Source organism: Palleronia pontilimi, assembly GCF_016412875.1.
Classification (GTDB): domain Bacteria; phylum Pseudomonadota; class Alphaproteobacteria; order Rhodobacterales; family Rhodobacteraceae; genus Palleronia; species Palleronia pontilimi.
This window is the reverse complement of the sequence record NZ_JAEKPD010000001.1, coordinates 558,873-571,906: the sequence shown is the minus strand read 5'-3', so window position 1 is coordinate 571,906 and position 13,034 is coordinate 558,873. Positions and strand designations below refer to the sequence as shown.

15 protein-coding genes are annotated in these 13,034 nt (G+C 67.2%); 6 read left to right on the top strand and 9 right to left on the bottom strand.

The annotated features are described in order from the left end of the window. The first annotated feature begins 757 nt into the window (after positions 1-757). From ILP92_RS02890 to ILP92_RS02880, 3 genes are all read left to right on the top strand, one after another. A complete protein-coding gene (locus ILP92_RS02890) occupies positions 758-1,246 on the top strand; it encodes a fasciclin domain-containing protein (protein ID WP_198914840.1) in 489 nt (162 codons plus the stop codon). 143 nt (positions 1,247-1,389) lie between these two features. Further along, complete coding sequence (gene plsY / locus ILP92_RS02885) at positions 1,390-1,971, top strand: glycerol-3-phosphate 1-O-acyltransferase PlsY (RefSeq protein ID WP_198914839.1); 582 nt, start codon at positions 1,390-1,392, stop codon at positions 1,969-1,971. A 26-nt stretch (positions 1,972-1,997) separates the two neighbouring features. Next, complete coding sequence (locus tag ILP92_RS02880; protein WP_235971007.1) at positions 1,998-2,240, top strand: hypothetical protein; 243 nt, start codon at positions 1,998-2,000, stop codon at positions 2,238-2,240. Between the two features lie 21 nt (positions 2,241-2,261). Here ILP92_RS02880 and ILP92_RS02875 read toward each other — a convergent pair whose 3' ends face one another. The 5 genes from ILP92_RS02875 to ILP92_RS18370 all read right to left on the bottom strand — a co-directional run bounded on the left by ILP92_RS02875 (position 2,262) and on the right by ILP92_RS18370 (position 6,257). Then, positions 2,262-2,519: a YMGG-like glycine zipper-containing protein gene (locus ILP92_RS02875; RefSeq protein WP_198914838.1), complete on the bottom strand. Its 258-nt coding sequence runs from the start codon at positions 2,517-2,519 to the stop codon at positions 2,262-2,264. Between the two features lie 110 nt (positions 2,520-2,629). Next, positions 2,630-4,000, bottom strand: coding sequence for a glutamate--cysteine ligase (locus ILP92_RS02870; protein ID WP_198914837.1), 1,371 nt, complete (start codon positions 3,998-4,000; stop codon positions 2,630-2,632). 60 nt (positions 4,001-4,060) lie between these two features. Further along, entirely contained in the window at positions 4,061-4,600 is a 540-nt protein-coding gene (locus ILP92_RS02865) for a hypothetical protein (protein ID WP_198914836.1), read from the bottom strand. Further along, complete coding sequence (locus tag ILP92_RS02860) at positions 4,600-5,532, bottom strand: phosphotransferase (RefSeq protein WP_198914835.1); 933 nt, start codon at positions 5,530-5,532, stop codon at positions 4,600-4,602. Before ILP92_RS02860 ends, ILP92_RS02865 begins: the two co-directional genes overlap by 1 nt. Further along, complete coding sequence (locus ILP92_RS18370; protein WP_198914834.1) at positions 5,529-6,257, bottom strand: 16S rRNA (uracil(1498)-N(3))-methyltransferase; 729 nt, start codon at positions 6,255-6,257, stop codon at positions 5,529-5,531. The genes ILP92_RS02860 and ILP92_RS18370 overlap by 4 nt, the downstream gene beginning before the upstream one ends. A 12-nt stretch (positions 6,258-6,269) precedes the next feature. On the opposite strand from ILP92_RS18370, the gene ubiA reads away from it, so the two are divergent. The 3 genes from ubiA to ILP92_RS02840 are packed head-to-tail and all read left to right on the top strand — an operon-like array spanning position 6,270 to position 9,478. Continuing rightward, positions 6,270-7,229, top strand: coding sequence for a 4-hydroxybenzoate octaprenyltransferase (gene ubiA / locus ILP92_RS18365; RefSeq protein WP_235971004.1), 960 nt, complete (start codon positions 6,270-6,272; stop codon positions 7,227-7,229). A gap of 60 nt (positions 7,230-7,289) precedes the next feature. Further along, on the top strand, positions 7,290-9,155 hold the full coding sequence (locus tag ILP92_RS02845) for an OmpA family protein (protein WP_198914832.1): 1,866 nt from the start codon (positions 7,290-7,292) through the stop codon (positions 9,153-9,155). Then, positions 9,152-9,478 carry a hypothetical protein gene (locus tag ILP92_RS02840; protein ID WP_198914831.1) on the top strand — a complete coding sequence of 109 codons (327 nt, stop codon included), beginning with the start codon at positions 9,152-9,154 and terminating at the stop codon, positions 9,476-9,478. The genes ILP92_RS02845 and ILP92_RS02840 overlap by 4 nt, the downstream gene beginning before the upstream one ends. Before the next feature lie 12 nt (positions 9,479-9,490). On the opposite strand, the gene ILP92_RS02835 is transcribed toward ILP92_RS02840, so the two are convergent. The 4 genes from ILP92_RS02835 to uvrC form a co-directional block, all read right to left on the bottom strand. Continuing rightward, positions 9,491-9,928, bottom strand: a complete 438-nt coding sequence (locus ILP92_RS02835; protein ID WP_198914830.1) for a molybdenum cofactor biosynthesis protein MoaE — start codon at positions 9,926-9,928, stop codon at positions 9,491-9,493. A gap of 6 nt (positions 9,929-9,934) precedes the next feature. Continuing rightward, positions 9,935-10,180: a molybdopterin converting factor subunit 1 gene (gene moaD, locus ILP92_RS02830; protein WP_198914880.1), complete on the bottom strand. Its 246-nt coding sequence runs from the start codon at positions 10,178-10,180 to the stop codon at positions 9,935-9,937. Between the two features lie 2 nt (positions 10,181-10,182). Next, positions 10,183-10,848, bottom strand: coding sequence for a CDP-diacylglycerol--glycerol-3-phosphate 3-phosphatidyltransferase (gene pgsA, locus ILP92_RS02825; protein WP_198914829.1), 666 nt, complete (start codon positions 10,846-10,848; stop codon positions 10,183-10,185). 307 nt (positions 10,849-11,155) lie between these two features. Beyond that, positions 11,156-13,012 (bottom strand): excinuclease ABC subunit UvrC, encoded by a 1,857-nt coding sequence (gene uvrC / locus ILP92_RS02820; protein ID WP_198914828.1) that lies wholly within the window; start codon positions 13,010-13,012, stop codon positions 11,156-11,158. Between the last annotated feature and the right edge of the window lie 22 nt (positions 13,013-13,034).

Genomic DNA, 13,034 nt, shown 5'->3' with positions numbered 1-13,034 from the left:
ACATATCTCTTCAGATATATCACAATGTCAAAGAGCGTGAGGCAAAAGAAACCAGATGCGCCCTTACGTGTGGCGCGCCCCGCCCGATCACCTCAGATGTTCGTCTGCCTCTGGACCGTCGGCCCGTCTGGCGTCCCTGCGGTGCATCTCTGCGCCGCCGGTGAGGGGCTATTTAGGGATAGGCCCCGGGGCCCGCAAGCGGTTTTTTCGAGAAACTTTCATTTTCCATCGATCGCCCGGATCGCGAACAATACCTTGTGGAATACGCAACGAAGGGCACAAGTTCGTCCATGTTTCGGCAATTTTCGTCCGCTGGACACGTGTCGCGTCCGGGGCTCGATCCTAGCCCCGCACGGCGGCTGGCAGGGTGACGCCGCGGCACCGAGTCGGCGCGGCGGTTTCCTTGTGGCGGGATCTGACAGAGTGACGACGCCACCGGGCGTGAAGGCCCCCGTCCAGAAGCGAGTCCGTTCCCCAAGCGCCACATTGCAGGATGTTCGCCAGGCAAAGCCCGCTCCTTGCCTTCAGTCCGCGCGGATTCGTGGGTATAGAGGTGATACGGCGCATCCGCTGGCAACACGCAGGCTCAACAAACTGTGATTTGCCGCGCCGAACGTACCCGGCTTAGCGGCGGGCGCACCTTTTTCAATGTTCCATATTCGCGCATCGGCGGATTTTTTGCCCTGAACTTTTCGGGGGGAATGCCCATTTCTTCTGCAAGGACGCTGGACGTCCCAAACTAACTAGGAGAATATCCATGCTACGCAGAACTCTGCTTTCGCTGACCGCCGCCGCCGCCATCTCGGCACCCGTCTATGCCGCCGAGCATTCCATGAACATCGTTGAGACCGCGCAGGGCGCCGAAGGGTTCTCGACCCTCGTTGCCGCGATCGAAGCCGCCGGTCTGGCCGAGACGCTGTCGGGCGAAGGTCCGTTCACCGTTTTCGCACCCACCGACGAAGCATTTGCCGCGCTGCCCGAGGGCACGCTCGACAACCTGCTGATGGAAGAGAACAAGGACCAGCTGACGGCGATCCTGACCTACCACGTGCTGCCCGGCAAAACGATGGCCGGTGACATCACGGGCGAGATGAACGTCGAAACCGTGAACGGCGCCGAAGTCAGCATCATGACCGATGGCGGCGTGACCTACGGCGGCGCCGCCGTCGTCGACACCGACATCGAAGCCAGCAACGGCGTGATCCACGTGATCGACAGCGTCGTGCTGCCGCCCGAAAGCATGTAATCCACTGGATTACGGTCTGACACTCAGACCGACCAGGGGCGCACGGTTTCCGTGCGCCCTTTTTTGTTGCGCCACTTCGTTTCGCGTCTCGACGCTCGGCGCACCTTGCGGCACGATGATCGCAGCCTGAACTGGAACGCTGCATGCTGATCGTGACCGCCCTTCTTGCCTATCTCCTGGGGTCGGTTCCCTTCGGCATCGTCTGGGCGCGACTTTTCGGGCTTGGCGATCTGCGCAAGATCGGATCGGGCAATATCGGCGCCACCAACGTGATGCGGACCGGCAGCAAACCGGCCGCCGCCCTGACGCTGGTCTGCGACGCGGGCAAGGGCGCGTTCGCGGTCATCGTCGCGCGCATCCTCGTCGGACCCGAGGCGGCACAGATCGCGGGCGTGGCCGCCTTCCTGGGGCATTGCTATCCGATCTACCTGGGCTTCAGGGGCGGCAAGGGGGTCGCGACCTTCCTGGGCACGACCATTGCGCTGGCCTGGCCGGTCGGATTGGCGGCCTGCGGGGTTTGGCTCGCGACCGCGGCGCTGTTCCGGATCTCGTCGCTTGCCGCCCTTGTGGCCGCGGTTTCCGGACCGGCGATCGCGGGCTTCATGGGATATGGCTACCTGATCGCCACCCTGTCGGGCATGGCGCTTCTGATCTTCCTGCGCCACCGCGAAAACATCGCGCGGCTGGTCGCGGGCAAGGAGCCGAAGATCGGGCAGAAATCCTGAAGACGTTTCTCGTCGCGTTCGACCGCTTGCCGGATGGCGCCTTCCAGGCCCGCTACGCGGGGCGCGGCTGGAATTGCGTCAAGTCCAGCCTGGTGAATGGCCGCAGCCAGAAGCTGGTCGCGCACGAGACCGGTGGCGCAGGCTATATCAGCCTGAACTTCTATCGCTTGTCATGTGGGAATACGCGGCTTTTCCCCTGCGAGATGTCGCATGAGAAGGTCGTCCGCTTCGTCACCGAATGCACGGTGACGGACCCGCCCGCGCGGTAAGGCGCGGACGGGCGGGGATCATCAGCAGGGGGCGGTGTAGCGCTGCCCGCTGGGGTACTGGTAGATGCACTGGCCGGGCTGGTTGGCACGGCCGATGTAGTTGCCTGCGGCGGCGCCGACGGCACCCCCGATCAGGGCGCCGGCAACGCGGTCGTCATCGCCGGACACGGCGGCACCGGTCGCGGCACCAAGGGCGGCGCCGGTCAGCGCGCCCTGGTTCTGCACGTTGCAGGCGGCCAAAAGGCCCACCATCGGCAGAACGATAAGCAGTTTCTTCATGGTATTCTCCGAATTTGAATTGATCCGCACACTGTTAAAAGTAGGGCGGCGGACGGGGTGCGGCAAGCTGCCGCCGATACGATCCGCGATAATTTGCTTCTGACGGCCCGTCAGTAGGAGTGCGACGCGAAGACCTTGGTGACATCCCCGCCCCAGGCACCGTGATAGAGCTCGAGCAATTCATCGGCCGGAACGCGGCCCGTGCTCACGCTTTCCTTCAAGGCGTTCAGGAAATGGGTCTCGTCCGGGATCAATCCGCCGGCACCGGGTCTGGCGCGGGCTTTCAGGCCACGCTCGGCGATCTCGACGGCTTCGCGCGCCACGGCGAGCATGTCGATCCCGTCCACCTGCGCCTGCAGCCCGTCGACGGATGCGGCCACGCGCAGGGCTTCGCGTTGCTCGGCGCTCCAGCCCTTGCACAGATCCCACGCGGCATCGAGCGCGGCCTGGTCGTACATCAGCCCGACCCAGAAGGCGGGCAGCGCGCAAAGCCTGCGCCACGGGCCGCCATCGGCGCCGCGCATTTCGATGAACCGCTTCACGCGGGCCTCGGGGAAGACGGTGGTCAGGTGATCGGCCCAGTCCGACAGGGTCGGCTTTTCACCGGGCAGCGCGGGCAGTTCGCCCTTCAGGAAGTCGCGGAACGACATGCCCAGCGCGTCGACATATGCGCCGTCGCGATAGACGAAATACATCGGCACATCCAAGACGTACTGCACCCAGGCTTCGAACCCGAACCCGTCTTCGAAGATGAAGGGGATCATGCCGGTGCGGTCGGGATCCAGATCGCGCCAAATGCGCGAGCGCCAGGACTTGTGGCCGTTGGGCTTGCCTTCGAGGAATGGGGAATTGGCGAACAGCGCCGTGGCCACCGGCTGCAGCGCCACGGCGACGCGCATCTTCTGTACCATGTCCGCTTCCGAGCTGAAATCCAGGTTCACCTGCACCGTGCAGGTGCGCCGCATCATCTGCAGGCCCAGCTCGCCCACCTTGCGCATATAGCCGTCCATCAGCTTGTAGCGCCCCTTGGGCATCAGCGGCATCTCGTCGTGGGTCCAGTGCGGCGCGGCCCCCAGTCCGATGAAGCCCACGCCGATCTCGTCGGCCACCGACTTCACCTGTGCCAGGTGGTCGTTCACCTCGTCGCAGGTGCCGTGAATCGTTTCCAGCGGCGCGCCCGACAATTCCAGCTGGCCGCCGGGCTCGAGGCTCACATTCGCGCCGTCCTTTTCCAGGCCGATCAGCTTGCCGCCCTCTTCCACGGGCGCCCAGCCGAAGCGGTCGCGCAGGCCCGACAGAACGGCGTTGATCGACCGATCGCCTTCATAGGGCAGCGGTGCCAGCGTGTCCTTGCAGTAGCCGAACTTCTCGTGCTCGGTGCCGATCCGCCAGTCCGACTTGGGCTTGCACCCATCGGCCATGTATTGCGCCAGCTGGTCGTGATGCTCGATCGGGCCGCCGCCGGATTGGGGAATGGACATGTCGGGGGGCCTTTCAGAGCACGCGATCAGGTTGCGACTTGGGTCGATGGCAGGGTGAAGTCAATGCGCGATCCGTGGTTTGCCGTGGCCCGGTTTTTCCCAGATCACGAAGTCGCCCAGCTGAACCAGCCCCGACGCGCGGATCGCCGTCTCGTAATCCACGCCCGGCAACGGGGCGAGCGCGTCGAAGATCTTTTCGCTGCCCGTGGCGTCGCCGGGGATGTGCAGCGCGGTGCCGTCCTCGGCGGTAAAGACCCAGAACACGTCCGACTGGTAGGGCCCGTCGCGCGACGCGACGATCCGCACCCGGACCAGGCCTTCCACCGACACGGCCCCGCCGCCATGGCCGGACAGGTAGGTGATCTGCCGTTCGTCGACCTCGACCACGCCGGGCCCGCCGCCGCCCGTGGGGCGCCTGGCCCGGCTCCAGCCTTCGCGCGCGATGGCGATGCCGCCCAGCACGAAGGCGACGCCGACCCAGCGCAGGATGCCGAACTCGGTGAAGACCCACCACGCGCCAAGCGCCGCGGCGCCCAGCCCGATGATCGCTTCGCGCCAGCGCAGGATCGCGGCGACGGCCTGGGGTCTGAGAAACGCCATCACACGGCCCCGAGGAAGGCGGCGACCGCAGCGCGCAAGCGGGCCGACTCCGCCCCGTCGGCGGTCACGGCACACAGGCGGGCTGCGAACTGCTCGGCCAGGAAGAAGCGCAGGATCGACGCGATCTCGCCCGGCTCCAGGACCTCGCGCGCCAAGGCGTCGACCGCAGGCCACGGGAACGGATCGACCGCGATGCCGGGGTCGCGCCTCCACGAGGACACGAAGCGCGCGACGTCACGTGCAAGCGGCATGCGGGTCGTGGCCTGGATATCGAACCCCCAGATCGCGCCGTCCGCGTCCAGATGAAGGTTCGAGGGTTTGAAATCGCCGTGGATGGCACCCCGCGTGACCGGCGCATCGCGCAGGTCGGGCGCGCGGGTCGCCATGGCATCTAGCAGGGCGCCGGTGAGGCGCAAGTCCTCGTCCGTCAGCTCGGAAGCGCCCTGCATCTTGCGGGTCCGGTCGATCCAGAAGCCCGGGCCGAACCGATCCGTGCTGCGGGTCGGGCCCACATAGGCCGACAGCCACCGGCCGCATCGGTCCAGCACCGCGGCACGCGCCTGATCCGATTGCGCCTCTTCCAGCGCCGAGGAGACGGGACGACCGGGCGCATGCTGCAGGATCAGGCAGGACTGCCCGGGCGCGCTCAGCAGGCACGCGACCACGCGATGGGGCCCCTGGCCCATTGCCGGGTGCAGCCTGTCGTATTCCCGCGCCGCCCGCGTGACCGTCGCGGGGCCATCCGGCCCCAGGAACCGCTTCACCACGGCATCCTGCCCCTGCACATTCGCGGCAAAGAGCTCGGCCCCGCGCCGCACCGCGATCAGATCGCCCAACCGGACCGGTGCGCCCAGCGCGTCGGACAGCGCGCGCTCCAACGCCGGAGCCGAATCCGCGGCGCTCAGCACATCGCTCAGCCAGCCACCGTTCATGCCCAATCGCCCAGCGTCGTCTGCCACAGCGTCAGGGCCGCAACCGCCGCCGTGTCGGCGCGCAGGATGCGGGGGCCCAGGCTGACCGGATGGGCTTGCGGCAGGTTGGCCAGCCGCTGCCGCTCGGCGTCCGAAAAGCCGCCTTCGGGACCGATGAGCACGGCCCAGGGTGCGACGGGACCGGGGCCGCGCGACAGCACCGTGCCCCGCCCCGCCAGGGCTTCGTCGCAGAACATCACCCGACGCTCGGGCGGCCACGCGTCCAGAACGGCGCCCAGCTTCGCGACCTCGGCCACGGGCGGGACGAACGTGCCGCCGCATTGCTCGGCGGCCTCGACCGCGTGGGCCTGCAGGCGGTCCCGTCGCACCCGTTCGGAATTGGTGAAATCGGTCAGCACCGGGCAGATGCGGGCCGCGCCCATCTCGGCGGCCTTTTCCACGATGAAATCGGTGCGCGCCCGCTTGATCGGCGCGAAGAGCAGCCACAGGTCTGGCGGGTCCTGCTGCGGGCGGACCTGCTCCAGCACGCGCAGCACGCCGCGCTTCTTGCCCGCCTCGACCACCTCGGCGTCCCACCCGCCCGAGCGGCCGTCGAACACCTCGATCACGTCGCCCGCGCCCTTGCGCATGACGCCGAACAGGTAATGCGCTTGTGAGGCATCCAGCGGAAGCGTTTGCCCTGCCCCGAGCGCATGTTCTACATGAAGGCGAATTTTCGACGGCACGGGATACGACCTATGGCTGGGACCGGGACGACAGAAGGACAGGTGGCCGATGCCGTCAAGGGCAACTGGGTGGATCGCCTGGCGCCCGAGCGGACGCGCCCCTACCTGCGGCTCAGCCGCGCGGATCGTCCCATCGGCACCTGGCTGCTGCTGCTGCCCTGCTGGTGGGGGCTGCTGCTGGCCACGGCATCCACCGGACGGTTTACGCTGCACGACGCGTGGATCGGCATCGGCTGCGCCATCGGCGCGTTCCTGATGCGGGGCGCGGGCTGCACCTGGAACGACATCACCGACCGCGACATCGACGGATCCGTGGCGCGCACCCGCTCGCGGCCGATCCCGTCGGGACAGGTCAGCGTCCGGCAGGCGCTTGGCTGGATGGTTGTGCAATCGCTGGTATCCTTCGCGATCCTGCTGACCTTCAACCTGAGCGCCATCGCCCTGGGCATCCTGTCGCTGCTGCCGGTCGCCGTCTATCCCTTCGCCAAGCGCTTCACCTGGTGGCCGCAGGTCTTCCTGGGGCTGGCCTTCAACTGGGGCGCGCTGCTGGCCTGGACGGCGCATACCGGATCGCTGGGTTGGCCGGCCGTGCTGCTATACCTGGCGGGCATCGCGTGGACGCTGTTCTACGACACGATCTATGCCTTCCAGGACATCGAGGACGACGCGCTGATCGGCGTGAAATCCACCGCCCGGCTGTTCGGCGACCGCGCACGTGCCTGGCTGCGCGGCTTCCTGGTGGCCGCCTGCCTGCTGATGGTGGCGGCCGTGATCCTGGCGCTGGGGCCTGCGTCCAACATCCTGGCACTGGTCCTGGCCCTTGGCGCGCCCTGGGCGCTGGGGTGGCACATGGCGTGGCAGCTGACCCGGCTCGATCCCGACGATCCGGCGCGGTGCCTGGTGCTGTTCCGCGCGAACCGCGATGCGGGATTGCTGGCTGCGCTGTTTCTCGCGCTTGCCAGCGCGGTGTGATTGCGGTGCGACCCCGCGAAGACTAGATCAGGCAGCGTAGTCCAATCGGCCGGAGCCCCCATGCGCAAGACCTCACTTCTTCCCGGATTGCTGACCTTCGCCATCGCGGCCGTGATCTCGGTTTTCGCGGCCTCGCTGGCCGTCAGCCAGATCGAGGACCGCTCGACCGCCAGCGTCGAACGTGCCTTACGCGACGCCGGTCTGGATTGGGTCAATGCGGGGTCGGACGGGCTGCGCCTGTCGCTGACCGGCACCGCCCCGGACGAGGCCGCGCGGTTCCGGGCGCTCAGCGTCGCGGGCAAGGTGGTCGATGCGGGCCGCGTCGACGACCTGATGGACGTGTCGAAGACGACCCCCATCGCCGCGCCGGAATTTTCGATCGAGATCCTGCGCCAGTCCGACGAGATCACGATGATCGGCCTGATCCCGCTGGCCAGCGATCGCCAATCCCTGGCCGATCGCGTCGGGCGCTCGGCCTTCGAGGTGCCGATCGTCGATCTTCTGGAAACCGCGGACTTTCCCGCGCCCGCAGGCTGGAGCCAGGCGGTCGATTACGCACTTGCCGCGCTGAAGGACCTAGAGCGGGCGAAAGTGTCCATCCGCGCGGACCTGGTGTCGATCACCACCGCGGCGGAAAGTACCACCGAACGCGAGCGTCTGGCCCGGCGCCTGCGCAGTGCCGCGCCCGACGGGCTGCGCATCAGTCTGGATATCGGGGCGCCGCGGCCCGTGGTGTCGCCCTTCATCCTGCGCGTGGTCAAGACGCCCGAGCGCACCCGCTTCGATGCCTGCAGCGCCGCGACCGAAACGGGCGCGCGCCTGATCGTGGCGGCCGCGCGCCGGATCGGCGTCCCCGAAAGCGAAGATTGCCGCCTGGCCCTGGGCGTCCCGAGCACGGCCTGGGCGGACACGGCCAGCGCCGCCATCGCCGTGCTTGCCGACCTGGATGCCGGGCGCGTCACGCTGTCGGACCTGTCGCTGACCATCGAGGCCGGGGAAGGCCAGGATCCCGAGGTCTTCCAGGCCGCCATCGCGGATCTGCGCAAGGAACTGCCCACGGAATTCACCCTGACGGCCATCCTGCCGGACGACAGCGCGCTTGCGCCCGAACTGGGCCCGGCCGAATTCACCGTGACCCGTTCGCCCGAGGGGCTCGTGCAGCTGCGCGGGCGGCTGGCCACCGAACGCTCGCGCGAGGTCGTGATCGCTTTCGCGCGCTCGCTCTTCGGTGTCGAAAAGGTCAACCCGTCGCTGGACGTGGCCCCGCAGGTGCCGCAAGGCTGGGGGCCGCGGGTGCTGGTGGCGCTGGACGCGCTGTCGATCCTGACCAACGGCGCCGTGGTGGTGACCGAGGACAACATCACCGTCACCGGCAGCTCGGGTGCGCAGGAGGCCGATGACGAGGTCGCGCGCATCCTGTCGGCGCAGCTGGGCGACGGCGCGCAATACGACATCGACATCACCTATGACAAGCGCGCCGATCCGACGCTGGCCCTGCCCAGCCCCGAGGAATGCGTCGAGCAGGCCAACGCCATCCTGACCGAGCGTCAGATCACCTTCGACCCCGGCTCGGCCACCATCGACAGCGAAAGCCGCTCGAGCGTGGATGCCATCGCCGAGATCGTGCGCAAATGCGAAGGCGTCGCCATGGAAGTGGGCGGCTTCACCGACAGCCAGGGCCGCGAGACGATGAACCAGCAACTCAGCCAGCAACGCGCCGAGGCGCTTCTGGCGGCGCTTCAGGTCCAGCGCGTGCTGATCACCGACCTCACCGCCGTGGGCTACGGCGAGGCCAATCCCATCGCCAGCAACGACACCGCCGACGGGCGCGAAGCGAACCGACGGCTTGAATTCCGCCTGCTCGGCGGTCAAGACACCGCTGAAGACGATCACGGCCACGACGAGGGATCAGGCGACGCGGAATGAACAGGACCGAATTCATCATCGCCACCACGATCATCCTGTTCGTGGCGTTCTCGCTGGGCTGGTTCGCCAACTGGCTGGTGCACCGGCTGACCCGCGTCAGCCAGGCCGACCTGGGCGAGCTGGACAACATGGCGCGCGCCATGCACGACGCCGAACAGGCCCGCGACCAGGCCATCGCCTATCTGCAAGAGCGCGAGGCCGAGATGACCAACCAGCTGCACCAGACCGAGGCCGAGCTGCGCGCCGCCATGGACGGCCTGCGCAACGCCCGGACCGAAGCCGAAGAGCTGCGCAACCAGATCGAGCGCCACGACCACGACTAGCCGGGCCCGGCGCTACCAGCGATCCAGCGCCGCCTCGTCTTCGTCCTTGGCCGCGACCCAGGCAGCCCCGTCCGCGCCCACTTCCTTCTTCCAGAAGGGCGCGCGGGATTTCAGGTAATCCATCAGGAAATCCGCGGCCTCGAACGCTGCGGCGCGGTGCGCGGCGGCGGTCGCCACCATCATGATCTGCGCGCCCGGCTCAAGCCGTCCGTAGCGGTGGATCACCAGCAGATCGCGCAGGTCCCACCGCGCGACCGCCTGTTCGGCCAGCGCCGTGATCGCCTTGGCGGTCATGCCGGGATAATGCTCGATCTCCATGTAGCGCAGGCCGCCGTCTACGCGCACCAGGCCCGAAAAGCTAACGATGGCACCCACGTCCTTGTGCCCCTGCGAGAACCGGGTGAGCGCGTCGCCCGCGTCGAAGGGCTCGGATTGCACGCGGATCTCCATGGGCTGTCAGCCGCCGGTCATGGGCGGGAAGAACGCCACTTCGCGCGCCCCGTCCAGCGCGGCGTCGAACTCGGTCAGCTCCTGGTCCACGGCCACGCGGATCGCGCCCAGGTCGCCGAACGCCACCGCATAACGATCCTCGCGCGCGGTCAGCTCGTCCACCAGGTCAGCCACGGTGGCCGCGTCGGTATCGACCCGTTCGCGCGGGATGCCGATCCGTTCGCGCAGCCAGGCGAAATAGAGAATGTCGATGGTCATGCCGGATCCTTCAGGAAGGGAAGCGCCTTGCGGAAGTAATCCCATCCGGTGATCAGCGTCAAAGCCGCCGCCACCCAGAGCAGCGCCAGGCCGATCACACCTGCGAGATCGCGCAGCTGCGCCAGCCACAGGATCCCGACCTCGTCGGTGATCGCACCGCTGATGATGCCGCTCACGATCGCGTCGTCCATGCCCTGCGAGCGGTCGATCACGTGATGCAGGAAGATATCGCGCGAAAACAGCACCGCGATGGCCACCATCTGCGCGGTCGTCTTCCACTTGGCAAGCTTGGTGACCTGCAACAGCTTGGCCTGCGCGCCCAGGAATTCCCTGAGGCCCGACACGAAGACCTCGCGGAAGACGATGAAGGTCGCGGGCAGCACCAGCCACGGCGACATGGACGAATAGCCCACGATGACCAGCAGCGCGATGATGACCATGGCCTTGTCGGCGATGGGGTCGAGCATGGCGCCGAAGCGGCTTTCCTGCTGCCAGCTGCGTGCCAGGTAGCCGTCGAACCAGTCGGTGATCGCCGCGCCCAGGAACAGCACCAGCGCGAACCAGTCGGCCCAGGGGCGGTTGAAATACAGGAACATGACCGCCACGCCGGGCGCGGCCAGCAGGCGCAGAAAGGTCAGGATGTTGGGCAGGTTCCAATTCATGGGCGATTGATAGACGCGCGGACGGTGGGTGGAAAGGCCCGTCGCATCGGGCCCGGTCCTCGTGCCGCGATGGTCCGCTTGCGATCCATTCGGGAAAAAGCCTTCGGCGGTGCTTATGCCGGGACTTCGCCCGCTTGCCGTCCGGATTTGCCTGGCGGCAGGTTGCCCGCCGTGATTCGTCGGCTGTCACCTTGCGCTTGGGGAATGTCACCGCGCTGTCCGTGCGGCCGGGCAGCGGAAATCACGTGATTTCCGTCACGTTTTCCTCGAGGAAAACGCATGGCCTGGCGCGGCGCCGGACCGGTCCTCAGCCCCGTTCGTGGAAGTAGTCGTAGATCTTTTCGGCCATGGCGTCGCTGATCCCGTCCACCGCCTGAAGATCCTTCAGGTCGGCGCGGCTGACCGCCTTGGCGGATCCGAAATGGGTCAGAAGCGCCCGCTTGCGCGCGGCCCCGACGCCCGGCACGTCGTCCAGCGGCGTGGCGCTGACCGCCTTGGCGCGCTTGGCGCGGTGGGTGCCGATGGCGAAGCGGTGCGCCTCGTCCCTGAGCCGCTGCACGAAATACAGCACGGGGTCGTTGTGGCGTAGCGCGAAGGGGCGCTGGCCGGTCCGGTGGAATTCTTCCTTGCCCGCGTCGCGGTCGATGCCCTTGGCGACGCCGACCATGGGGATCTCCTCGACCCCGTATTCGCGCATGATCTCGCGCACGGCGCTGACCTGTCCCGCACCGCCGTCGATCAGCAGCAGGTCCGGCCACAGCCCCTTGTCGCGGTCGGGATCTTCCTTCAGCAGCCGCTTGAACCGGCGGGTCAGCACCTCTTTCATCATGCCGAAATCGTCGCCGGGGGTCAGACTATCTCCGCGGATATTGAACTTGCGATACTGGTTCTTCAGGAAGCCCTCGGGCCCCGCCACGATCATGCCGCCCACCGCGTTGGTGCCCTGGATGTGGCTGTTGTCATAGACCTCGATCCGCTCGGGGCGGCTGTCCAGGCCGAACGCCTCGGCCAGACCGTCCAGCAGCTTGGCTTGGGTCGCCGTCTCGCTCATCTTGCGGGCCAGGCTTTCGCGGGCGTTGCGCAGCGCGCCCGCCACGAGGTCCTTCTTCTCGCCCCGCTGCGGGACCTCGATGCGGACCTTGCGGTCGATCTTTTGCGACAGGGCCGCGCACATGAGGTCGGCGTCCTCGATCTCGTCGCTCAGAAGCAGCAGGCGGGGCGGGTCCTTGGTGTCGTAGAATTGCCCGACGAAGGCTTCCAGGACTTCAGCGGCCTCGGCGCCCGAGCCGGTCTTGGGGTAGAAGTCGCGGTTGCCCCAGTTCTGGTTGGCGCGGATGAAAAAGACCTGCACGCAGGCCTGCCCGCCTTCCATGTGTAGCGCGATCACATCGGCCTCGGCCACGCCCGAGGGATTGATCCCCTGCCCGCCCTGCACGTGGGTCAGCGCGCGGATCCGGTCGCGCAGCGCCGCGGCGCGCTCGAACTCCATCGCCTTGCTGGCCTCTTCCATCTCGGAGGCAAGCTGCGCCTGCACCTTGGTAGTCTTGCCCTGCAGGAACTGCTCGGCGTCCTTGACCAGCGCGGCGTAATCCGGCCCGCTGATCTTGCCGACGCAGGGCGCGCTGCACCGCTTGATCTGGTACTGAAGGCAGGGCCGGGTGCGGCTTTCGAACATGCTGTCGGTGCAGTTGCGCAGCAAAAACACGCGCTGCAGTTGGGTCAGCGTTCGGTTCACCGCACCGGCGCTGGCGAAAGGGCCGTAGTAATGCCCCTTGTCCTTCTTGGCGCCGCGATGCTTGCGGATCTGCGGAAAGTCGTGGTCGGTGACCAGGATATTCGGGAACGACTTGTCGTCGCGCAGCAACACGTTGAACTTCGGCTTGAGCTGCTTGATCAGGTTCTGTTCGAGCAGCAGCGCCTCGGTCTCGGTGCGCGTGGTCAGGAACATCATCGATTGCGTCTCGCGGATCATGCGCGAGATGCGGGGGCTGTGGCCATTGGGATTGGCGTAGTTCGACACCCGCTTCTTCAGGTTCCGCGCCTTGCCCACGTACAAAACCGCCTGCCGCGCATCGAGCATGCGGTACACGCCCGGCGAATTGTCGAGCGATTTCAGGTAGGACTGGATGCAGTCATGTCCGGTCATGGGGGCGGTGTCGGTCATCGGTCCCTTTGCGATTCTGGGT

What these genes read in the sequence shown, in the direction of transcription:
- ILP92_RS02890 (WP_198914840.1), top strand. Translation starts at nt 758, where the DNA reads ATGCTACGCAGAACTCTGCTTTCGCTGACCGCCGCCGCCGCCATCTCG.
- plsY (WP_198914839.1), top strand. Translation starts at nt 1,390, where the DNA reads ATGCTGATCGTGACCGCCCTTCTTGCCTATCTCCTGGGGTCGGTTCCC.
- ILP92_RS02875 (WP_198914838.1), bottom strand. Translation starts at nt 2,519, where the DNA reads ATGAAGAAACTGCTTATCGTTCTGCCGATGGTGGGCCTTTTGGCCGCC.
- ILP92_RS02870 (WP_198914837.1), bottom strand. Translation starts at nt 4,000, where the DNA reads ATGTCCATTCCCCAATCCGGCGGCGGCCCGATCGAGCATCACGACCAG.
- ILP92_RS02865 (WP_198914836.1), bottom strand. Translation starts at nt 4,600, where the DNA reads ATGGCGTTTCTCAGACCCCAGGCCGTCGCCGCGATCCTGCGCTGGCGC.
- ILP92_RS02860 (WP_198914835.1), bottom strand. Translation starts at nt 5,532, where the DNA reads ATGAACGGTGGCTGGCTGAGCGATGTGCTGAGCGCCGCGGATTCGGCT.
- ubiA (WP_235971004.1), top strand. Translation starts at nt 6,270, where the DNA reads ATGGCTGGGACCGGGACGACAGAAGGACAGGTGGCCGATGCCGTCAAG.
- ILP92_RS02845 (WP_198914832.1), top strand. Translation starts at nt 7,290, where the DNA reads ATGCGCAAGACCTCACTTCTTCCCGGATTGCTGACCTTCGCCATCGCG.
- ILP92_RS02840 (WP_198914831.1), top strand. Translation starts at nt 9,152, where the DNA reads ATGAACAGGACCGAATTCATCATCGCCACCACGATCATCCTGTTCGTG.
- ILP92_RS02835 (WP_198914830.1), bottom strand. Translation starts at nt 9,928, where the DNA reads ATGGAGATCCGCGTGCAATCCGAGCCCTTCGACGCGGGCGACGCGCTC.
- pgsA (WP_198914829.1), bottom strand. Translation starts at nt 10,848, where the DNA reads ATGAATTGGAACCTGCCCAACATCCTGACCTTTCTGCGCCTGCTGGCC.
- uvrC (WP_198914828.1), bottom strand. Translation starts at nt 13,012, where the DNA reads ATGACCGACACCGCCCCCATGACCGGACATGACTGCATCCAGTCCTAC.